Source organism: Nostoc sp. UHCC 0870 (assembly GCF_022063185.1).
Classification (GTDB): Bacteria; Cyanobacteriota; Cyanobacteriia; order Cyanobacteriales; family Nostocaceae; genus Trichormus.
In genome coordinates, this window is sequence record NZ_CP091913.1 from 706578 (window position 1) to 730518 (window position 23941).

At 38.9% G+C, this 23941-nt stretch carries 15 protein-coding genes and 1 pseudogene; 11 read left to right on the forward strand and 5 right to left on the reverse strand.

Annotated features, from left to right (window positions below; translation table 11 throughout):
- Positions 1 to 32: 32 nt before the first annotated feature.
- The 3 genes and pseudogenes from L6494_RS03090 (at position 33) to L6494_RS03095 (ending at position 1685) form a co-directional block, all read left to right on the forward strand.
- Positions 33 to 374, forward strand: a complete 342-nt coding sequence (locus tag L6494_RS03090; protein ID WP_237995770.1) for a DUF4079 domain-containing protein — start codon at positions 33 to 35, stop codon at positions 372 to 374.
- A 12-nt stretch (positions 375 to 386) separates the two neighbouring features.
- Positions 387 to 517 (forward strand): annotated as a pseudogene (locus tag L6494_RS31110) (RNA-guided endonuclease TnpB family protein); the annotation flags it as partial.
- 427 nt (positions 518 to 944) lie between these two features.
- The gene (locus L6494_RS03095; protein WP_237991402.1) at positions 945 to 1685 is read left to right on the forward strand and encodes a hypothetical protein; all 741 of its coding nucleotides are present in this window, start codon (positions 945 to 947) and stop codon (positions 1683 to 1685) included.
- A gap of 32 nt (positions 1686 to 1717) precedes the next feature.
- Here L6494_RS03095 and cobO read toward each other — a convergent pair whose 3' ends face one another.
- Complete coding sequence (gene cobO, locus L6494_RS03100; protein ID WP_237995772.1) at positions 1718 to 2395, reverse strand: cob(I)yrinic acid a,c-diamide adenosyltransferase; 678 nt, start codon at positions 2393 to 2395, stop codon at positions 1718 to 1720.
- A gap of 356 nt (positions 2396 to 2751) precedes the next feature.
- On the opposite strand from cobO, the gene L6494_RS03105 reads away from it, so the two are divergent.
- A complete protein-coding gene (locus L6494_RS03105; RefSeq protein WP_237991403.1) occupies positions 2752 to 3147 on the forward strand; it encodes a DUF6508 domain-containing protein in 396 nt (131 codons plus the stop codon).
- Between the two features lie 67 nt (positions 3148 to 3214).
- Here the strand turns inward: L6494_RS03105 and L6494_RS03110 are convergent, their stop codons facing one another.
- Entirely contained in the window at positions 3215 to 5476 is a 2262-nt protein-coding gene (locus L6494_RS03110; protein ID WP_237991404.1) for an FdhF/YdeP family oxidoreductase, read from the reverse strand.
- A gap of 230 nt (positions 5477 to 5706) precedes the next feature.
- Between L6494_RS03110 and L6494_RS03115 the strand changes: the two genes are divergently transcribed.
- From L6494_RS03115 to L6494_RS03145, 7 genes are all read left to right on the forward strand, one after another.
- Complete coding sequence (locus tag L6494_RS03115) at positions 5707 to 6375, forward strand: sigma-70 family RNA polymerase sigma factor (protein WP_237991405.1); 669 nt, start codon at positions 5707 to 5709, stop codon at positions 6373 to 6375.
- A gap of 41 nt (positions 6376 to 6416) precedes the next feature.
- A complete protein-coding gene (locus tag L6494_RS03120) occupies positions 6417 to 7346 on the forward strand; it encodes a DUF1822 family protein (protein ID WP_237991406.1) in 930 nt (309 codons plus the stop codon).
- Positions 7347 to 7431: 85 nt separating this feature from the next.
- Positions 7432 to 10902 carry a serine protease gene (locus L6494_RS03125; protein ID WP_237991407.1) on the forward strand — a complete coding sequence of 1157 codons (3471 nt, stop codon included), beginning with the start codon at positions 7432 to 7434 and terminating at the stop codon, positions 10900 to 10902.
- A gap of 84 nt (positions 10903 to 10986) precedes the next feature.
- A complete protein-coding gene (locus tag L6494_RS03130; RefSeq protein ID WP_237991408.1) occupies positions 10987 to 11790 on the forward strand; it encodes an Rpn family recombination-promoting nuclease/putative transposase in 804 nt (267 codons plus the stop codon).
- Between the two features lie 525 nt (positions 11791 to 12315).
- Positions 12316 to 12744, forward strand: coding sequence for a hypothetical protein (locus L6494_RS03135; RefSeq protein WP_237991409.1), 429 nt, complete (start codon positions 12316 to 12318; stop codon positions 12742 to 12744).
- A 364-nt stretch (positions 12745 to 13108) separates the two neighbouring features.
- Entirely contained in the window at positions 13109 to 17668 is a 4560-nt protein-coding gene (locus tag L6494_RS03140) for an nSTAND1 domain-containing NTPase (RefSeq protein ID WP_237991410.1), read from the forward strand.
- Positions 17669 to 17876: 208 nt separating this feature from the next.
- Positions 17877 to 18713 (forward strand): tetratricopeptide repeat protein, encoded by an 837-nt coding sequence (locus L6494_RS03145; RefSeq protein WP_237991411.1) that lies wholly within the window; start codon positions 17877 to 17879, stop codon positions 18711 to 18713.
- Positions 18714 to 18778: 65 nt separating this feature from the next.
- On the opposite strand, the gene L6494_RS03150 is transcribed toward L6494_RS03145, so the two are convergent.
- The 3 genes from L6494_RS03150 to L6494_RS03160 all read right to left on the reverse strand — a co-directional run bounded on the left by L6494_RS03150 (position 18779) and on the right by L6494_RS03160 (position 23849).
- A complete protein-coding gene (locus L6494_RS03150) occupies positions 18779 to 21703 on the reverse strand; it encodes a tetratricopeptide repeat protein (RefSeq protein WP_237991412.1) in 2925 nt (974 codons plus the stop codon).
- A gap of 355 nt (positions 21704 to 22058) precedes the next feature.
- Positions 22059 to 22649 (reverse strand): COP23 domain-containing protein, encoded by a 591-nt coding sequence (locus L6494_RS03155; protein ID WP_237991413.1) that lies wholly within the window; start codon positions 22647 to 22649, stop codon positions 22059 to 22061.
- 75 nt (positions 22650 to 22724) lie between these two features.
- Positions 22725 to 23849, reverse strand: coding sequence for a S1C family serine protease (locus L6494_RS03160; RefSeq protein ID WP_237991414.1), 1125 nt, complete (start codon positions 23847 to 23849; stop codon positions 22725 to 22727).
- Positions 23850 to 23941: the final 92 nt, after the last annotated feature.

Sequence of the window (23941 nt, forward strand, 5' to 3'; positions counted from 1 at the left end):
ACCTCAACACTGTATTGCTTTCTTGTCTAAGCTTGTCATATCTTGTAGAGGTTTGTCTATTTATTTGTCAACTAAGTTATTGCTCTATCCTCCTGGCACTGATGGTAATAGGTGCGATTGGGGGAATCATTGTTACCTACCTCAATAATGGCAAGATTGTGATTGGCCCTCATCTTTTTGCTGGCTTAGGGATGGTGGGGTTAATTTCTACTTCTGCGGCGTTAGTTCCCTTTATGCAGAAGCATGACTGGGTTCGCAGCATCCACGTTTCGCTGAACCTTATTCTGTTGGGATTGTTTGGCTGGCAAGCTGTGACAGGGGTGCAAATTGTGCAAAAGATTTTGAGCCAGATGATGAAGAATGGTGCGGCATAAGTAGTATTTATTATTTTGAGATCAGGACTCAGTACGGTAGGGATACGGTCACTTACGCTACAGGAGATTTGCCCTCTTGGGCGATTGGCCGGGGCCTGTCGTCTAACGGCGAGTCTGTGAATGTAGAATCCCCACGCCTTTAGGCTGGGGAGTGTCAACAAATAAAAACTCAAGTCTGTAGGATAGTCAAAAAAAAATTGCGCCTTTTCCGAAATTGAATTATTTGCGGTTGTAGATATATACGTACTTAACAAAGCGAGATGTTATTGAGGCGAAACGTCAATTTTTTTAACTGCTAAATATAGCAGCAAGATGTCAAAACCTTTTCAGTGTAGGGATTGTGCGATTGCATCCCCCAATAGAATGAGCCTCGTGGGGGAAGCATTAATGTCTTCATCAGTGATAAGGTAAGACTATCATCGAAAATTCGATAAAAACATCATTTTTTAGCTGTTTGTAATTCTCAGAAATTTTAATCAAACCTTTGACCGAAACTTAAATGATAGAGACTTGGGTATGGTTTAAGTGAATCGCTGAGGAAGTCGTTAAGTTTGTAACAGGAGAAGTCGGGTGCTTAACAACATATCTAACTTTTTTTCTTTGCGCCAATTGACAATCCCCGCCATTGGTCTAATTTTCACCCTTGGTGTGGTGGGTGAAAAAACTCTACTCAATAATCAGATTAAACAATCGCCTTACTCTACACAAGGGATTGCCGCTACTCTCCCCAAATTGACGCAGCAAAAACAAGATAGTTCCTCGACTCCTCTGTTAGTGCAACTAAGACAAGTTCGTGACCAAAGAAGTCAACTCAACACCGCAGCTAAAGATACGCAAAGCATTACCAATCTTCAGTCACAGCAACCTAGACTAGCTTCCTCTGTCAGTTTAGAAAAGAATATTAATACTCAAAAAGCTGCCAAAAACTCAGGACTCAACCAAAAAGTCAACATACCTACAAAAGATGGGATTTATCTGTATGGTCAATCAGCACAACCAAACCAGATAGGACAAGGTTATGTTGTATTTCAAAAACGGCAAGGTAGATTAGTTGGTGCATTATATATGCCTAGGTCTGAGTTTAGCTGTTTCCAAGGCACACTCAACCAATCTGGAGAGTTGGCAATGACTGTTACGACTACACCAGATGCAGGTATTTCACCAGATGTAGCTACAACTAGTAGAATACCTACATTTTCCAGCGATGAGCCAATGACTTATGCCCACTCTGTAGCCTTGCAAGACTATCACCAGATTAACGCTATTAGTGGGAACGATCGCCGCATTCTCCAAATGTGTACTCAACGTTAACTGTCACCTGTCACCTGTCCCCTGTCACCTAACTAAAACTCAATCCCTGGTTGCGCCTTGACGTTTTGATCACGGAAAGGATGCTTAACCAGGGTCATCTCTGTAACTAGGTCAGCACGGTCAATGATAGCGGCGGGTGCGCCTCTACCAGTGAGGATGACGTGTTTATTGGGTGGCTTTTCTGCTAGACCAGCTAACACTTCATCAACTTGTAAATATCCCATTTTAAGCGCAATATTAATTTCATCTAATAGCACCACCTGAAAATCAGGGTTGCGGATAAATTCTAGTGATTTTTCCCAAGCTGCGCTGGCTTTTTCCAAATCGCGATCGCGGTCTTGGGTTTCCCAGGTGAAGCCTTCCCCCATTGCGTGAAATTCTATTTGGTCTGCCCAAAGGCTGAACACCTTTTTTTCTGAAGGTTCCCACGAACCTTTGATGTATTGGACAATGGCTACTTTGTAACCATGACCAAGCGATCGCAACACCATACCCAAGGCGGCGGTTGTTTTCCCTTTACCGTTACCAGTATTGACAATAATTAACCCTTTTTCTGGCACAGCTGATGCTATGCGTCGTTCTTGTACTTCTTTACGACGCTGCATTTTTTCGCGGTACTGTTCATCAGTCAGATTGGCTGACATTATTTCATCAATTAAACGCTCAATTTCCTTATCTGATTCTAATGCTTCTGGTGTATCACTTGTCATCAAAGTCATCGGAGGATACAGAAAATAGATGTTACAACTAAAAAAAACAAGAAAAATTCGTACTGAAATTAATCAGCATCTGGGGTGGATTTAGCAGAGAATCAAGAAAATTTTGTCAAAACAGGCGGATATTTCTACTAAATCTGCTCCTGTAGGAGATGTTGCGTGCATGATTTAGTGTGAGGCTGTATAAAAATATATGTGGTGAATCTGTCTATAGCGGTTATCGTTTTAGTGAGGTACAAGAACCCCAACCTCCTCCCCGCACGCAAAGAGGGGGCTATGATATACCTCATGTGATTAAGAAACGCTCTAATTGTCTGCTAATTTTTGCAATTGAGTTTTGAGTCTTGAGTATGTCTAATCAGATTACGCTAGAGAATATTGATAATATACTTACCTTTGTAACATTATTTTCTAATCAAGACTGCCAGCTATATGACATACAAACAGAACCTCTAACGTTAGACCCCTACAACTATTCTAAAGAATTTCATCGATTCATCACAGCACTTTACACAGAAAAATTTGTCATATCTTTTGATTGGACAAATTGGCAGCATGAAGCGAATCTTTTTATAACTACTCCCGAATTATTAAATGTAGCCGATATTTCTACAATACAGAAATTATTTACTAGCCACGTTCGTAAAGAACGTTTTTGTAGTGGACATCTAGCACAACTAATAGATAATGGTCATTTTTTGACAATATTGCAGCGACTACAAGTCATCTATAAGGATTTAATTTGAGAAAATCCTGACAAATCCAGTCACAGAAATATATAGAGTAAATAGAAATTGTTCAAGGTAAACTTTTCTATAAATAGGGTATAGAAGAAGCCATAATACAAACCGGAACTCTTTTATAAGCAGGTGTGCCACTTTGCGGATCAATTTTGGCTTTAAATAACACATTAGCTTCAGGATAAAACATAAAAGCTACACCCTCAAGAATCGCCCCGCAAATAATTTCAATATTGTCTAATTCTCCCCTATCTCCTTTGACTATGACTCGCTGATGTTCTTGAAATCCGGCTTTTCTGACATCCAGAGGATTCATTAAAATACAGTGACGATGGGACATTCCTCGATATTTATCTTCACTGCGATAAACTACTGTATTATGTTGACCATAACTGCGTCCTGTGCCTAAAATTACTACAATCCCTGGCTGATTTTCTGCCACACCAAACTCTGATTTAGTGGGTACTGATAATTGTGGTAAAGGAGTGACAAACATCTGCGCTTTACCATCAGATGTGGGAAATTTTGGTTCATCCAAAATCCGCCCTTCAATCATAAATTCTTCTTTCGTCTGGTCAATTGTGCTAATTTTTTGATAGTCAGGAATAGTTTTAGCAATTAATTCTCTCACATAAACTGTATCTTGCAGTTTACGCCAATTTATCGGGCTTTCATCATGTAAACGATGAGCAATTTCTGTAATTAATTCTACTTCGGAAATCAAGTCAGCATTGGGTGATTGCAAATGACTTTTACCTGCATTATTTAACCGCACAAAGTTATTACCAGATTCAGTTGTTGTTTTGTGAGGGTTTTCAAAGCGATTAAATACAGGTAATATTAAAGTATGCTGTTTTCCTAATCCGTGAAAATGTCCTAGGTTCGGTTTAGTTGCTACATAAAATATAGTGTTTATTTGTGACAATGCTTGTTTTGCTTGGTGTAAATCGGGGTTAGCTGCATACAAATTTCCCCCTAAACAAAATAATGTATCTATTCTACCTAATTCTGCTGCTGTTATTAAGTCACGGGTATGATAACCAGGAGTTTCATTTAAGGGCTTTCCTAATAGTTGAGATAGGGCTTGTTTGATTTCTTCTCGCAAGTTGACAGTGACACCCATTGAACCAAATCCTTGGACATTAGAATGTCCTCGAATTGGCATTGTCCCAGCACCAATTTTACCAGCATTGCCTGTAATTAAGGCTGTATTAGCAATACTAAAAATATTGTCTACACCATTAGCGTGTTGAGTTATACCCATAGCCCAGGCAAAAACTACCCGCGCTGATGTACCAATCATATAAGCTGCTGCGGTGATTTCTTCTTGGGATAAACCACAGGTATTAGTGATACTATCCCAGGATATATTATTAGCGTAATTTACAACTTCTTGCCAATTTTGTGTATAGGATTTAAGATAGTCTGTCTTGATCAAATTCTGGGCAATTAGAGATTTTTGCAGTCCTACAAATAATGCGGTATCACTACCAGGAATTGGTTGTAAGTATAAAGAAGATATATCTGAACCGCCTGTGAGTAAAGATTTGATAGGAAATGCGGGAGATGCAAATTTAACTAAACCGATTTCAATTTGAGGATTAATAATAATTACTTTACCGCCTCTTTCCCGCAATTTGATTAATTCGTTCATCAGTCGCGGATGATTTGCAGGTGCGTTAGAACCAATTAAAACAATACAATCACTATGTTTTAAGCTCTCTAGGCTTACCATTGATGTACCTGAGCCGAAAACCTTCTTTAACCCCACTGTTGAGGGTGCGTGACACAAATCTGAACAGTCTGCTAGATTATTACTACCTAGCGATCGCATGAATAATTGTAGTAAATAAGCCGCTTCATTAGATGAACGTCCCGAACTATAACTAGCAATTCGTGCCGGTGGTAAATTAAAAGCCTGTGTAGCGATGTGGTAAACTTCTTCCCAGGTTATACGTTGATAATGGGATGAACCTGATCTGAGAATGACAGGATAACTTAATCTACCCAAGCGATCGCACCCTTGAGAATCCAGTTTTTGTAATTCACTGATACTATGTACTTGGAAAAAATCTCGTTTAATCCCTGGTTGCAATTCCGCAGCGATCGCCTCTACACTTTTAGCACAGCGTTGTAAATATTCTCCCGCTTCATTAACAAACCCCCCTTTTTGTCCACCCGTACCCCACGCGCAAGATAAACACGCACTTTTATGATTGAGAGTTTGCCATAATTTTAATCCCTGCGGTGAGAGAGTTTGCTCTACCCAATACTGAATTACAGGTAAACCACCCCCAGCAGGGGAGCTAGACTTGCTTTCGGGTAAATTATCCATAGTTAGCTAAATCTCAACTCGCTTAACTAACTATTATTATTGCTAAAAATTATTTGGCTTCGCAGGATGTTGCAGAACAGAAATATAAACCGGGTGCGGCTTTTTAGAAAAGACAGTATCCTGAAGCTCATCACGTAAAGTTTTGTAATCATGCACGCATTTTGCGTAAAATCCTCTGCTAAGAGAAGATACCAGAATAGATATTCTCTACTGGAGTTATGGAGTGTGAGATGACGAATGATTTCCCACAAAAAGACGACACTCTCAACCAAGAACTACAAAAGCTAGTTAATGAAGCCAAGCAATATCCTGCTGACAGTCAAAACCCCACTGACAGAGCAAAACGACGCATAGCTTTAAATAAGCTGATCAATGCTATTAAATATTCTGGGAAATTGAGTAAGCAAACTAAGTGGTTAGAATCACCCCAATATGAAGATTATTATCATGAAGCATTACAACTCACATTCATAGAAATTTGTCAAAAAATAGAAAAATATGATCCACAATATTCTGTAATGCAGTGGGTAAATATAATCTTCTCCCGACGAATGTCGGATGTGAGACAAAAAGACCAAAAAAGAGGAATGACTTGGCTTCCCAAACAGCAAGAAATTGACTCTTTAGATACATTAAACCAAGAAGTACCCGTAGAGAGTGAGATATCTAACGAAGAACAACTAAAAGAAATTATTGAAAATGACCCAGAGAATTTTTTAAGTAGCCAGTATGTTAAGGAAAATCCCCAAGCTAATTTAAAAGTTATTTTGCTATTGATTATAGAAGGTAAACAATGGAAAGAAATTTCTGAAGAATTAGGCGTACCAATTTCAACAGCTTCTGATTTTTATCGCCGCCGAATGCGTAATATTGTCACCTATCTAAAGAAGTATATATAGAAACTGAATTAATTATCTTAGAAAACTTTGGAGATTGTCTAATGAAAAGTATCACCGATCAATTAACATTTAGCGTAACTTTAACTAACAAAGCTCGTACTATTGCTGAAGAATATAGCAAAGGAATTTCTAACCCTCTTAAAAAGCAACAAATTTATCTCAATACTTTAGCTGTGTATGCTGTAGATTACTATCTCCAGTGTATGGGATTTGCCACTGATTTAGAGGGGAGTGATAGCCGCGATCGCCTGACAATTCAACTGATGAATGTAGCTGATTTAAACATAAAAAACATCGGTAAATTAGAATGTCGTCCAGTATTAACAAACACCGAAATATGTGAAATTCCGCCCGAAGTTTGGTCAGACAGAGTTGGTTATATAGCAGTACAATTCAATTCCGACTTCCAAGAAGCAACCATTTTAGGTTTTACACCTCAAGCCGCAGCAGAAATTCCTCTACATCAGTTGCAATCCTTAGATGATTTCTTAATTTATTTGAGCGAACTAGAAATAGCTAACTCCTCCCAAATAGAAAAATCACCAACTATGGTGAAAATTGGGCAATGGTTAGATGGATTTGTTGATGCAGGTTGGCAAACTATTGAGCATCTATTAAATCCCCAACAATTGGGATTAGCTTTTAAAAGTACCGTGACGATGACACGAGGGCAAAAAATCGACTTGGGGATGAATCTTGACAAAATCTCTGTAGCTTTAGTAGTCAAAATTTCTGAGCCAAAAGCAGGAGAAATTGACATCTTAACCCAAGTATATCCTATTGGAAATAATGTTTTACCTGAAGGAGTGGAGTTAAGCATTAAAGATGAATCAGGAGAAGATGTTTTATCAGTCACATCAAGAAATGAAGATAATTGGATTCAATTAGAGTTTAGTGCTGAAGTAGGAGAAAAATTCCAAATCATAATCACTCATAAAGAATTTCAACAAACAAGAATATTTGAAATTTAATAACTCTTGACTCTACTCTCCGCGCCTCCGCGCCTCTGCGTGAAATCCATAAACTTCTGTTCACAACACCAATAGTCTAGTTTCTATGAATAAAACCATAACCCTGATTGCTTCCCTACTCTTATTCCCTTCCCACACCTTTGCTGTTCAAACATTCCCTGATAAAGTTTCCCAAACAAAAGTAGAAACTTCCACTTGTCAAATCACACCAGAAAACCCAGAAACCGGAGAGTATTCCGAAAAACAACTGCAAACCCTCGCCGAGAACATTACAGTCAGAGTAATTGGTGACAATAACGGAGGTTCAGGAATATTACTCGCTAAAAAAGGCAATACCTATTTAGTAATGACCAACTCCCATGTAATTAGAGGAATGAACAGCCTTAACCTCCAAACATCTGACGGTAAAACTTATCCTGCACAAATTCTTCCCAAAACTAACTTTGATAAATTTGATTTAGCTTTAATTCAATTCGAGTCAAACCAAAACTATTGTTTACCCGAACAGGAAAAAATTGCTACATCAGTTCCCAACCCAGAGACACCAGTCATGGCGGTGGGATATTCCTCAGAAAAAAGACAGCTAGTATTTCGCACAGGTAAAGTACAACAAATTGCCCAACGACCGCTTAAAGAAGGATATCAAATTGGTTACACCAGCGATATTGAACAGGGAATGAGTGGCGGTGTAATTCTCAACTCGCGTGGAGAACTAATTGGGATAAATGGTAGAAGTGCTTATCCCATTTTTAACACAGGTTATGTATATCCTGATGATTCTAGACCGACAGAAGCAGAAATCCAGGAAATGCGAAAAGTAAGTTGGGGAATACCAATCTCAACTTTTTTAGCGCAGGTTAATACAGAGATATTAACAGCTTATTCTTTACCTTTACCACAATCACAACCTGATGTACCTACAACCCAATTAACCGGATGGTTAAGAGACTTAGAACAAAAAGCCAAACAAATCACCGTTAGAATTGATAGTAGTAGTAACGCTAATGGTTCGGGAATAATCATTGCTAAAAATGGGGATACTTATACAGTATTAACAGCAGCGCACGTTGTTTGTGAAAGAGAAGATGCTACTCAGCCATGTGGAAACTATAACTATCAAATACTTGCGCCAGATGGTAAACAATATGCTATAGATAAAAGCACGATTAAAACAGAAGAAGGTGTAGATTTAGGGGTTGTTAAATTTACTGCTAGTAACCAGAATTATCAAGTTGCGACTTTAGCAAATTATAATCCTAATGATTACGATTATATGTTAACTGCTGGCTATCCCAAATTAGGGAATAATTCACCTTGGCGGTTGACAATGGGGCAGATTTTTGAAAAAGAACAAGGATTACTACAATCTAGACAATCAGATTTTCAAACTGATAGTTCTAGCCAATTACAAACAGCGAGTTCTTTAACCGGAGGATATGAGTTAGTTTACAGCAGCATCACCTATGGTGGCATGAGTGGCGGGCCAGTATTAGATTTTATGGGAAGAGTGATTGGGATTCATGGACGTGCAGAAGGGGAACAAGCCATTGATGAGAAAACAGGAGATAGGGGTACTAGTGATGGAAGAGTACAACTAGGCTATAGTTTAGGTATTCCAACCAGTACCTTTTTAGGGTTAGCAACAAGATTGGGAGTGCAAGCGCAAAAAGTAGAAACTAATGCTGCACCGCAATTAAAAGCCGAACAAATTAAGTCTATTCAAGCAGCGACATTATCAACAGATATCGACAAAGGAAATGCTACAGCTAGCCAATGGATAGAAAGAGGAAATCAACTGTGGCGATTGCGTCGTTATGAAGAAGCAGTCACAGCATTTGATGAAGCCATCAAGCTAAAACCAGCATTTGTTTATTTAGCTTATTATGGCAAGGGTTTAGCTTTGGGGTGGAGTGGAAAAGATCCAGAAGCAATAGCTGCATTAGAGTCAGCAACCAAACTCAAACCGGACTTTGTAGCTGCTTGGCAAAAACTAAGTTCATTTTATCGTATATTCCAGCAGCCAGAAAAGGGGTTAGTAGCAATAGAAAAAGCAATTCAACTCCAGCCAAACAACCCAAACTTGTACAATGAGAAAAAGCAATTATTAGAGAATTTAAAACGATATGCAGAAGCAGAAGCAGCAATAAATAAAGCAATTGAACTCAATCCCCGTGCTGCGTTTTACAGTAATCGTGGTAATATTTACAAAGAGCAGAAGCAATGGGAATTAGCACTCGCTGATTACACCAAAGCCATTGCGATTAATCCTCAACATGCTTCTGCTTACTACAATCGGGGTATTCTTTACGAAGAGCAGAAGAAATGGGATTTAGCACTCGCTGATTTCACCAAAGCTATTACAATTAATCCTCAGTCTGCTAATGCTTACTACAATCGGGGTGTTCTTTACAAAGAGCAGAAGAAATGGGATTTAGCACTCGCTGATTACACCAAAGCCATTACAATTAATCCTCAGTTTGCTCTTGCTTACTACAATCGGGGTAATCTTTACAAAGAGCAGAAGAAATGGGATTTAGCACTCGCTGATTACACCAAAGCCATTACAATTAATCCTCAGTTTGCTGATGCTTACTACAATCGGGGTATTCTTTACAAAGAGCAGAAGAAATGGGATTTAGCACTCGCTGATTACACCAAAGCCATTACAATTAATCCTCAGTTTGCTCTTGCTTACTACAATCGGGGTAATCTTTACAAAGAGCAGAAGAAATGGGATTTAGCACTCGCTGATTACACCAAAGCCATTACAATTAATCCTCATTCTGCTAGTGCTTACAACAATCGGGGTATTCTTTACGAAGAGCAGAAAAAATGGAATTTAGCACTCGCTGATTTCACCAAAGCTATTACAATTAATCCTCAGTTTGCTGGTGCTTACTACAATCGGGGTATTCTTTACAAAGAGCAGAAGAAATGGGATTTAGCACTTGTTGATTATACCAAAGCCATTGCGATTAATCCTCAGTTAGCTGAAGCTTACATCAATCGGGGTATTCTTTACAAAGAGCAGAAGAAATGGGATTTAGCACTCGCTGATTACACCAAAGCAATTAATATAAATCCTCATTCTGCTAGTGCTTACAACAATCGTGGTAATCTTTACAATGAGCAGAAGAAATGGGATTTAGCACTCGCTGATTACACCAAAGCAATTAATATAAATCCTCATTCTGCTAGTGCTTACAACAATCGTGGTAATCTTTACAATGAGCAGAAGAAATGGGATTTAGCACTCGCTGATTACACCAAAGCAATTAATATAAATCCTCATTCTGCTAGTGCTTACAACAATCGGGGTATTCTTTACAAAGAGCAGAAGAAATGGGATTTAGCACTCGCTGATTACACCAAAGCAATTAATATAAATCCTCAGTTAGCTCAAGCTTATTTAGGTCTATCATTCGTTTACTCTGAAAAAGGTGATAAACAGAAAGCTATTCAAAATTTACAGCAAGCAGCCCAACTTTTCCAAGCTCAAGGAAATACTACTAGTTATAATACAGTGATGAATTTCTTAAAAAAATTGCAACAATAAATATAATAATCTATTTAATTAATTACTCCTCGCTTATAAAACAGCCATATTAGACATAAAACATAGCTGATATAATAACTGTCTATGTTTGATAACGTCTGTCGCTTTTTAGCAGAGTCATTTTCCGCCGATTTCGCCACCTGGTTACTCGGTGAATCTGTTGCACTCACTCAACTCAGTCCATCAGAATTATCCCTCGAACCGATTCGAGCGGATGCTTTAATTCTGTTACAGTCAGATGAATTTGTCCTGCATATCGAATTCCAAACCGAACCAAAAGCCGACATTCCTTTTCGGATGACGGATTATCGGTTAAGGGTGTATCGCAAATTTCCCAAAAAGCGGATGCGTCAGATTGTGATTTATCTCCAACCCACCACATCCGAATTAGTGCAGCAAACAGCCTTTGTGTTAGAAAATACCCGTCATGAATTTGGAGTGATTCGTCTTTGGGAGCAACCCAGTGACATATTTTTAAACACTCCGGGTTTGTTACCGTTCGCAACCCTGAGCCAAACTGAGGATAAAACACGCACATTACAGCAGGTTGCAGAAGCTATTGAGCAAATAAACGACACCCGAATCCAAAATAATATTGCTGCGTCAACGGCAATCTTAGCTGGGCTAGTATTAAACAAGAAACTGATCAAAAGGTTATTACGGAGTGATGCTATGCGCGAGTCTGTAATTTATCAGGATATTCAGCAGGAAAAAGCTTTGGCGATTGTGACGCGACTACTTCGCCGTAAAGTTGGAACTGTTCCACCTGCACAGCTATTGAAAATCCAAGCTTTGGAATCAACGCAGTTAGATGATTTAGCAGAGGCTTTACTTGATTTTTCGAGTTTAGCAGATTTAGAAGCTTGGTTAGTGCAACATCAAGGTTAAGATTATTTTCAGTTTTGCTTCTGGGAGTGTAACCCAACAGGGAAAATTCTGGGTTTGGTTGGGTTTCACTCAGTTAGCGATCGCCCACCTTGAAAAATCTGTTCAGCAGTCAAGTTTTGGCGCAGTGTATCTATCCCGCCTCGGAATCAATTCCGAGTCTCATAGCGCAAGTCCTCTCAATAGGACTCAAAGAGAAATTCCATTTAGTCCACTTGAGTGGACTTTAGCTATTAGCCTAGAACTTAAGTTCTAGGCGGTATCAGGGTTCAGCATGAAAATGTTGGACTTGTGTGTATACTGTAGCCTTGTAGGAGAGAGGTCAAAACTGGGCTACACCGGAGAACCGCTATATGTTAATGCAAGCGGTTCAGTGTCTTCCACGTTGTCAAAACTCACGCAAAAACTAAACTTTTGTAACTAAATTTCCCTCCTGCGTAAAAACACAGTGCAGGTGCAGAAAAACAAATAGAAGCAATCAACAAGGTTGCATCACCCATAAAAATGATGTTTACAAGGGTTAAAATCATGTTGAAAAGAGTTGTTGCGTCTTTGGCTACATCCGTTGGTCTGTTAAGCCTGAATGTTAACGCTGCATTAGCAAAACCAGCCGTTGATTTTACATACCACAAAAGCTTTTATCCATCAAGTTGTAATATTACGATTAATCGTGAACTATTTAGCTGTAACTATGGAGTTATAGGTGCTTTCAATAATGGAACTGGTAATCTGAAACTATGCACTACAACCTATTGCTTGATTCTCATCCTGAATCGTACTCAATTGCAAAATATCGCAAATGGTAATGCTTTTTATATTAATCAAATTGCTTTGCAACAAGGAAATAGAATTACTAATGAATGGAATATGTCTATGAAATGTGCTATTAACGCAGATGCTCTGGGATGTCTGGGTAATTTAAGAAATGGGAGTAGAGTAGCAATTTATGCGGAGTAGGATATTAGGGGACAGGGGACAGGGGACAGGTGACAGGTGACAGTATTTCTGTATGGTGGGTATTGCTGGAAGTTTATTCAACAAAACGTAGGGGTTTAAATCCCAGGCTTCTATCAAGCCGCAAGTGTTGTGGCGGGGTCTAAATCCCCGTTACAACAGGTAATTGCGTTAGCGGAGCGGGGCGTTAGCCCATTGCGTTAGCGGAGCGGGACGTTAGTCCATTGCGAATTGCGAATTGCGAATTGCGAATTGGTTTTATACTTATTAATAATGGTGCAAGTCATCAGTTAAAACTTTGCATAAATATGGACAAGTAACCCGAATTGATAATATAAATTTTTGCTGGGGTAGGAGTGGTAAAAGCATGAATAAGTTAGTCGTCCTCACGTTGGATGGTGACTTCCCTGAGGGGTTTCGCGTTAGTCTAGAAATTGGTGAAGATGGTTCTTACCCTGATGTTGAGCTAAATGACAACGCATTAAAATTACCGTCTCTTCCTACCCTACCTCATATCTATCAAGAGTGGTCTAATAGTTATCGTAGTCTGGATGGATACCGGATTAAACCAAAAAAAAACCAGATTACTAATGTTAAGTTTCAAGCTTTAAAACAAGAATGTCACGCGCAAACGGATATTCTTAAACAAAAATTTATTACTTGGTTACAAGCAGAATCGTTTCGCACGATTAAAGAAGTCTGCTTAACACATTTAAATATTACTGACGAAGTGCGCGTAATTATTCGCACGAATGAAACTCAACAGCGAAAATTACCTTGGCATTTATGGGATTTATTTGAGTCTTACCTTCATGCAGAGGTGGCTTTTAGTTCTTTGTCATCCCAAAGATTTCAAAAAAGCCTACGCCTAAATACTCGCATTTTAATTATCTTGGGTAATAGTGAGGGGATTAATGTTAAAGAAGATGAAAAACTACTCAAAAAATATTGCCAAGCAGCCGAAATAGTTGTTTTAGCTGAACCAACACCCGCAGAACTTAACCAATATCTCTGGGATGACACAGGCTGGGATATGATATTTTTCTCTGGTCATAGTCGCACAGAATCGGCAAAGGGGAGAATTTTTCTTAACCGCACTGATAGTTTAACGATGGATGAGTTGCGGTATGGACTGCAAACCGCCGTCACCAAAGGGTTACAGTTGGCTTTTTTTAATTCTTGTGATGGTTTAGGAATTGCGGCTGAGTTAGAAAGTCTGCATATTCCGCAAATCATTGTGATGCGCGAACCAGTACCAGATAAGGTAGCAAATCAGTTTCTCAAGTATTTTTTAGAAGAGTTTACTAAGGGAAAATCTTTTTATAAGTCTGTTAATATTGCGCGCAAAAAATTACAGGGTTTAGAAACAGAATATCCTTGTGCGAGTTGGTTGCCTGTAATTGTCCAAAATTTGTTATCAACACCTCCTACGTGGCAGAGTATGGGGACTGTAGCTAAATGTCCCTATCGTGGGTTAGCGGCTTTTCAAGAAGCAGATGCAGCCTATTTTTATGGACGAGAAACGGTGACTCAGCAGTTAGTAACTGCGGTGAAGCAAAAAAATTTAGTAGCCGTTGTTGGGGCTTCGGGGAGTGGGAAGTCTTCTGTGGTGTTTGCGGGGTTAGTTCCGCAACTGAAGCGAGATAAAAGTCATCATTGGCAGATTGTGTCTTTTCGTCCTGGGAATAATCCGTTAGAATCTTTAGCGATCGCACTTTCTCAGGAAATAGGAAATAGAGAAAGGCTACAAGAGTTAGAATTGGAGGTGGAGTTGAGAAATAGCGATGTCTGCGACGGGCTACGCCTACGCACCTTACAAAACTTCTTAGAGTCTAGCATTATAGCCTCACCCAAATCTCATATAGTTTTAATAGCTGACCAATTTGAAGAACTCTACACTCTTTGTCAGGATGCTGAGGAACGCAGAATCTTTTTAGATCATCTCTTAAATGCGGTGAAGACTGTTCCTAACTTTACCTTAGTCATCACTTTGCGAGCCGATTTTTTTGGGGAAGCTTTATCTTACCGTCCTTTGAGCGATGCCTTGCAAGATGCCCAATTAAATTTAGGAGCGATGAATGCCGTAGAATTAGAAAGTGCGATCGCTCAACCTGCCCATAGTCTGAATGTACAATTAGAACCAGGATTAACCCAACGCCTCATTGATGCGGTGTTAGAGTCTCCCAGTCACTTACCCTTACTCGAATTTACCTTAACTCAGTTGTGGCAACAGCAACAACAAGGATGGCTAACCCATCAAGCATACACAGACATTGGGGGCATAGAAACCGCCCTAGCCAGCCATGCGAATTTAATCTACACCCAACTGAGTACAGCAGACAAGGAAAAGGTGCAACAGATATTTATTCAGCTAGTGCAACCAGGAGAACACAACGCAGATGTCCGTCGTTTAGCGACTCGTGAGGAAATTGGAGAAGCAAATTGGCATTTAGTCGCACAGTTAGCAGATGCGCGGTTAGTTGTAACCAACCGTAACGAATTGACTAAAATTGAAACAGTAGAAATTATTCATGAAACATTAATCAAACACTGGCGCACATTCAAACAATGGATGATTAATCATGGAGAGTTCCGCCGTTGGCAAGAACAATTAAGGGTAAACATCCGACAATGGAAAAATAGTCGTCAAGATGATGGGGGTTTATTGCGGGGAAAACCTCTATTTGATGCCGAAATATGGTTAATGCAACGCCCGACAGAAATTAGTAATTATGAACAAGATTTTATTAATTTAAGTTTAGCACTGCGGCAAAGAGAAGAACAAAAAGAACTTAATGCTAAAAGAACAAAAATTATCGGCTTGACTGGAGGAATAATAGTAACTTCAATATTCGCTTGCTTCGCCTTATTTCAATGGCAACAAGCCGATTTTCAACGTCAACAAGCACAAATTAACGAGTTAAAATCCCTAAGTCTTGCAGGGAAATCTCTAATTAACTCAGGAGATGAAATAGCAGGATTAATACCCATATTAAAAAGTTTGACAAGTTTAAAAACATTAACTAATTTAGATAACAGCACCAACATAGATATATTAGGTAATAATCTCGAAGTTATCAATCAAATCCGCGAATACAACCGCTTAACAGGACATCCAGACGAAGTTGCCAGTCTTAACTTCAGTTCTAACGGTCAGATATTAGCATCAGCCAGCCGAAACCAAATTAAGCTATGGGGACGCAAGGGAAATTTACTGCAAACCCTGACAGTAAATAATAATGATATTTTTAGTGTAATTATGAGCCACGATAATCAATATTTAATAGCGGCTAGTTTTGACAATAAAATTACTGTTTGGCGATATAATCCTGCAATCAATTTATTTGTAGAGAAACCTATTTTAAATTTTATCGAAAAAGATGGATTATTGGCAGTTAGCATTAGCCCTGATGGTAAAACTCTAGCAACTGCTACAAAAACAGGTCAAGTCAAATTCTGGACAATTGATGGTAAACTTTTAAAAACTATTTCTGCCCATAGTCAAAAAATCTGGCATTTAAGTTTTAGTGCAGATGGTCAAAAATTGGCAACTGCCAGTGCTGATAATACTGTAAAACTTTGGAACACAGAAGGCAAGTTATTAACAACTTTACAAGGTCATAGTGATGAAGTTTTCAGTGTTAATTTTAGTCCCAATAGTCAACTTATAGTTACTGGCAGCAAAGATAAAAATGTGAAGTTATGGGATTTAACAGGTAAGCTATTACATACATTTACTGCTCATAACGATGAAGTTTTAGATGTCCGTTTTAGTCCAGATAGTGAATTAATCGCCTCTGCAAGTGCTGATGATACAGTCAGAGTTTGGAGTATTAAACAACAAAAAGAACTCTACAAATTTTCAGGACATGGTGGTAAAGCATCAGAGGTGAGTTTTAGTCCTGATGGTCAAATCTTAGCAAGTGCAAGTGCAGATAAGACAGTCAAACTTTGGCGTTTGCAGGGTATTTTACCAACTTTTACTGGTAATTATGTGAGTATCAGTCCAGATGGGGAAACTATTGCAGTTAGTAATGAAGAAGGTATTATCACCCTGCGACGACGGGATGGGACATTACTACAAAGTTTTAAAGCACACACCACAGAAATTATCAAAGTAATTTTTCACCCCAAAAGTAAAAATCTAGTCAGTATCGGTAAGGATAATCAAATTAAACTTTGGGATTTATCAGGAAACTTATTAAAAAGTTGGCAAGGACACGATCTTAGTCATCAGAATACATTGGACTTTGCACCTATTCAAGATATTAGCTTTAGTCCTGATGGTAATCAGATTGTCACGATTAGCAGAATTGACAACAAAGTAAAATTTTGGAATCTCGAAGGTAATTTATTAAAAACTTGGCAGAATGATAATCAGTTTTTAACCAGCATTAACTTTAGTCCAGATGGTAAAACTTTAGCAACATCTGGGGATAAAACAGTAAAGCTGTGGAATTTGTCGGGGGATTTATTAAAAACTTTATCAGGACATGAAGATAATATAGCCACCGTAAATTTTAGTCCTGATGGAAGAATAATTGCGACGGCGGCGGCTGATAAAACTGTGAAGATTTGGCATAGTCAAACTGGTGAAATGCTACGCAGTTTATCGCATAATGATAGTGTATCTAGTATTGCTTTTAGTCATAACAGCAAAGTTATAGTTACAGCCAGTGGGGACAAAATTAGGTTTTGGAATTTGGATGGAGAATTACTGTATACTCTTGCAGGACATAAAGGGGAAGTTTTTCAAGTTAATTTGAGTTTAGATGGGAACTTTCTGGCTTCTGTACACATCGGGAATCATGTGATTTTATGGAATTTAGATATTCATGATTTACAACAACTTAGTTGTGATTGGTTGCAAGACTACTTGACGACAAATCAAGATTTAAATGTTGATGAACACCATATTTGTAATTGAGCATTATAAAATCATATTTGCACTAGTAAGTAGAACGGTGTAAATAATTAAAGGTTTGTAGTGAGGACTTTAGTCCTCTAATAAGGACTGAAGTCCTTACTACGAACTAGATGCCAAGCTTTTTACATTCCTTCACATAGTTTGGTTTTTTCAAGTCGTTCTACTTAATCACCAAAACTCAGAATTTCGATAATTACGAATTAATATCATGTTCTGTCTCAAAATACCCGTTACTTGTCTCAGCCTGATAATTGCTACCTTTACTACCTATAGCGTAGTAATTTCCCAAGTTGAAGCATCCCCCATCCCTACCCAACAACAGACAGCTACCAACTGGCTGTTAGAAGGTCAAAGCAAAATTAAGCAACAAGATTATTCAGGGGCGTTATCAGATTTCACACAAGCTATTGCAATTGACCCCCAAAATGCCGAAGCCTATTATCACCGAGGTTTAGTTTATCTTCAATACACTCAAGAAAGATACTTCCATCCAGATGGCAGTATAGCAGGATGTGAAAGAGTTGATGGTTTAAGAATTTCTTGCCCTGTTGAACTGATAGATAAGGTTGCAGAATATAGAGATTTAGGTATTGCCGATTTTAGTCAAGCAATTCTACTGAATCCCCGATATGCAGCAGCTTATCATCAGAGGGGTTTAATTGAAGAGGAGACAGAAAAAAAGTTAGTAGATTTTCAAGTTGCAAAAGAACTGTATCAGCAACAAAGTTTAGAGTTGTTAAAAACCGATAAGTTTGCAGAAACTCTAACTATATGGGAGACTATTGATGAATTAGACAACAAAACTCAATCACTCAGTAGATTGCAAGTATTACAAGCATCGCAAGACCTGAAAAATCCTATAAATTCTTCTACTGTTTCCCCTGAATTGTGCGAACAATTAGAACAGCAAGGGCGTATGGCTTTGAGAAATGGCGATGTGAATAAAGCACTTCAAAGATATAAGAGGTTGGTTAGCAAGTGTCAAGATGCGAAATATCAAAGGATACGAAAAGTTATTGAAGCACTGGAAAAAAATCGTAATTAAGTCACACACTATATATTTATAATCTTATAGGTCTTGAGCCGATTAGTATCAGCATCAATCACCAATTATTTGATTTTCAATTGTTTTAATAAGTTCATAACTACTTCATACCTAGCAGTATCTCCTTGAGTTTGAAAAAGTCGGGCTGCTTGCTGTAAATCTTGAACTGCTTTCTGTTTATTATCCTTTTCAAGATAAACTAATCCTCGACGTGCGTAAGCATGAGCTAACTCAGGATTAATGGCAATGGCTTTATCATAATCGGCGATAGCCAAATCCATTTTTTTTAGGTCATAGTAAAGAAGACCCCGATTGTAATAAGCAGCAGCTAACTCAGGATTAATGGCAATAGCTTTATCATAATCAGTGATAGCCAAATCCATTTTTTTTAGGTCATAGTAAAGAAGACCCCGATTGATGTAAGCAAGAGCTAACTCAGGATTAATGGCAATAGTTTTATCATAATCAGCGATAGCCAAATCCCATTTTTTCAGTTCATAGTAAAGAATACCCCGATTGATGTAAGCAACAGCCAACTCAGGATTAATGGCAATGGCTTTATCATAATCAGCGATAGCCAAATCCCATTTTTTCAGTTCTTGGTAAAGAATACCCCGATTGATGTAAGCAACAGCCAACTCAGGATTAATGGCAATGGCTTTATCATAATCAGCGATAGCCAAATCCCATTTTTTCAGTTCTTTGTAAAGAATACCCCGATTGTAGTAAGCATCAGCTAACTCAGGATTAATGGCAATGGCTTTATCATAATTAGCGATAGCCAAATCCCATTTTTTCAGTTCTTGGTAAAGAATACCCCGATTGATGTAAGCAAGAGCTAACTCAGGATTAATGGCAATGGCTTTATCATAATCAGCGATAGCCAAATCCCATTTTTTCAGTTCATAGTAAAGAATACCCCGATTCAAAAAAAACGCAGCGCGGGGATTGAGTTGAATTGCTTTTTCTATTGCTACTTCTGCTGCTTTATAGCGTTTTAAATCCTTTAATAGTAGGTACTTTTCGTTATACAGGTTTGGGTTGTCTGGCTTGAGTTGAATTGCTTTTTCTATTGCTACTAACGCCTGCTCAAATTGATTTAATGTCCTATTAATTACACTGAGACTTTCCCAAGCAGCCTTAAAATCTGGTTTGAGTTCGGTTGCTGACTTCAATGCAGCTATAGCTTCTTGAGATTTTCCATCCCAATCTAACGCCAACCCCTTGCCATAATAAGCTAAATAAACAAATGATGGTTTTTGCTCAATCGCTTTATCAAAAGCTGCGACCGCTTCTGGATAACGTCGTAATCGCCACAATTGATTTCCTCTTTCTATCCATTGACTGGCTGTAGTATTTCCCGTGGATATATCTGTTGATAATATTGCTGATTGAATAGATTTGATTTGTTGATTATTTAGCCGGGTTGCAATGGTAGTTTCTACTTTTTGTGCTTGCACTCCTAATCTTGTTGCTAACCCTAAAAAGGTACTGGTAGGAATACCTAAACTATAGCCTAGTTGTACTTGACCTCTACTGCTACCACTATCTCCTGTTTTTTCATCAAAAGCTTGTTCCCCTTCTGCGCGTCCATGAATCCCAATCACTCGTCCCAGAGAATCTAATACTGGCCCGCCACTCATCCCCTCAAAGGTGATGCTGGTGTAAACTAACTCATATCCTCCAGTTAAGGAACTTGCTGTTTGTAATCCACTTACATTTTCACTTTTAAAATCTGATTGACGAATCGTTACTAATCCCTGTTCTTTTTCAAAAATTGTCCCCATTGTTAACCGCCAAGGCGAACTATTTCCTAGTTGGGGATACCCAGCAGTGAAAATATAATCATTATCATTGGGATTGTAATTTGCTAAAGTTGCAACTTGATAATTCTCTTGACTAGCAGTGAATTTGACAACTGCCAAATCTACACCTATTTCTACTTTAATTGTGTTGTTGTCTACTTGATATGTCTTACCATCTACTGCAACTATTTCATAATTGCAGTTATTACATATCTTATTAGCATCATCGGGTGCAGAAAAGACATGGGCTGATGTCAAAACTGTATAAGTATTGCCATCTTTAGCAATGATAACTCCTGAACCGTTACCACCGCTTTTATTCTGAATTTTAACTGTAAATTGTTTAGCTTTTTGTTCTAATTCTCCCAACCATCCTGTGAGTTGCGGTTGTGGTAGGCTATCCCGCACATTTGGTAAAGGGAGAGAGTAAGCTGTTAATGTTGCTTGGTCTACCCTCGCCAGGAAAGTGGAAACTGGTATTCCCCAACTGACTGTTCGCATTTGTTGAATTTCTGCTTCTGTAGGTTTTGTCCCATCTGCATAGGTATAGCCTGTGTTAAATAGGGGGTAAGCACTTTTACCATTGATACCTATGAGTTCTCCGCGACTGTTGATAATTGCACCACCACTCATTCCTTGTTCGATGTCGCTGGTGTAACCAATTTGGTAGCCTTCTTTGAGTGGTCTATCTGGTATTTGTTCTACTGTTCCCGTGCGATAGACTATTTCTCTTTTTTCGCTAGAATATCCGGCGGCGGTTACTGGTGTTTGCTTGTAGGGGATGAAGTCGGCGATTTTTCTCAGGCAATAATTTTGACTTGTTTGAAATTCTAACAGGGCTAGGTCGAGGTTTTCTAAGTTGCGGTTGGGAATGAGTTTTGCTGTGTGGTTTTTTTTGTCTGTGGTTTGTAGTTGAATATTATTCACACCTCTAATTACATGGGCGTTGGTGACGACTAAGTAAGTATTACCTTGTTTGGCGATTAGTGTTCCTGAACCGCCGTTGCTGTCCCCGATAATTCTGACTGTGTTTTGGCTGGCTAGGGTTTGCAGTTGTTGTGGGGAGTATTCGCCGGTTTCTGGTAGGGCGGGTTCTATTTCGCAGGTTTGGGGTGAGTTTTCTTTTGCTGCGACGGGGATGGGTAAAAGGGTTAAGCAGGCGATAAGAATAATTGCTTTTTTCATGGAAAATGGTTAAATAATTCGTAATTCGTAATTCGTAATGGACTTCGTCCCGCTCCGCTAACGTAATTCGTAGTTAAATGTAGGGTGTGTTACGGCATTTTCAGGATTTGAGTATGAGCGACAGTATAAATTGCCGTAACGCACCATGATCATGCGGTGCGTTATACACACAAGTCGAATTACCCCCCTTAATCCCCCCTTGGAAAGGGGGGAAACCGGAAAATCTAGTTCCCTCCCCTTTCCAAGGGGAGGGTTAGGGTGGGGTAAACAGAGGACTGGTAGTGATTCGATAACTTGTGTGTACACCGTAAATTGCGTTAGCGGAGCGGGGTGGGAGCATCGTTGCGAATTGGTTTTATTTCTGGGTATTGGCTGATGATTCCACATTAATAATCGGTGATTGAGTTAAGAAGGCTTGTACAGGAATATATATCTGATTACCTGAATTTTGCAGCAGTGGGTCTGATGCTTTACCTTCTGCAATATCCATAAGTCTGCCGATTACTCCCTTTGGGTCAAGACCTGATTTGAGGGTAAATAGTTGATTATGTTGATTACAAGCTTCTCCTAGACTAGTAACTCCACAAATAATTGGATAGCCATTGTGTGTGCCGGATGTGATGTAATTTAAACGATTTTGGGAGTAAAATTCTTGGAATTTTTGAGTTACGTGTTCACAGCGTTTTTCTGGATTCCAGCCACTGAAATATTCCGATTTCCACCCTATGAAATATACATGATTTCTTCTTTCAGGAATCCAAGCAGCCGTGGTTGGTATTCTTTCGCCACTTGCTTGGTCAAATTTTTTTGTACATACAAAGGTTACTTGAGAAGGCTGTGATTTAGCAGCAGTTGATTGACTGAAACTAGGAGAGGTATAGGCGAAGCTAGTAATTGTTGTACAAGCAGCCAGGACTAAGTTAATAAAAAATTTTGGGTTTGTCATAGGTCTAGTTATGTAAATTGAGCTAAAGTTGAGTGATGAATTTCAGCGAAACCTGATAAAAAATTGGTGGTTGATTTAAGGTTTAGTATTCGCTTGTAAGATGTAATTACCTGTTTCTCCTGGATCTAGAGAACTGGCAAATATTAAATAAACCCCATCTTCTGGCAATGTAGTGACAATCTGTGAGTTCAGATCACCAGGGCCTTTGTCAATACCTTGGGCTACTTCTTTGTGTTTACCATCACTGGTGATTTGGTACAGAATTAACACTGGGTTGAACATTTGACTGTTCATTTCAATGACTACCTGTTGACCAGTCCGACCCTGAAATTGGTATAAGTTGACAAAACTGCCATTGTCTCTAATTAGGCGGTTTTTGCCTAAATTACCGTTAATCACTCGACCATTGAGTGAAATGGTCGTAGGGTTTGGTTTTTCCTTTGGTTTAAATATGGTGGGTATGCTAGAAACATCTTTTCTTCTAGCTGCGGCGATGAAAGAATGGACTTGTGAAACAGAGATAGCAAAGTTCATTCCTGTATTCAATTCCCCAATCCCTGCTCTATTCACTCCCACTACTTGGCCTTGGGTATTCAGTAGGGGTCCGCCAGAGTTACCACCCATGATCCTTGCATCGTGTTCAATCTCGCCATCTGCTGAGTTGATGCGGGTGATGTTACCTTGAGTAAAAGAATTTTTAAAGTCTGTATGTAGGGGAGTTCCCAAAGCAAAAATGCGATCGCCTACTGAAGCAGCACCAACTTTAGCCAAAGGTAGTGTAGTCAAGTTCTTTTGATTATGAATTTTGAGAATGGCTAAATCTAGTCCGTCTCTACCAAAACCCAGCACATCAGCCGCTACTTTTCGTCCATCAGCGAAAACCACAGTTACGACGCTAGGAAAATCATGGGGATTATAGTTTTCTTGTTGACTCGGTGATGGTTTAATCACATGGGCGTTGGTGATAATTAACCCATCTTGACTAACAACAAAACCACTACCATGACCTCTCTTCGTCTGAACTGTGACTGTAGCAGGACTGGCTTTTTGATAAACTTGGCGCGAAATTCCTTCCTCGGCTGTTTGCGCTACGGCTGTATTGTCATTATTCGGTAGTATCTGTTCTATACTAGTGCTGCTAATCACAGTCAATGTAGTACAAATCGCTAAAGTGCCAAATTGTAAGAGTCGGTTTTTCATTGCTGGGCAAAATATGAATGTATAATCGCGGACAAATAAAATCTTAAGGAAAGGAAAATTTTCAGCACCCACCATCAGTTTAAAGTTTTTGT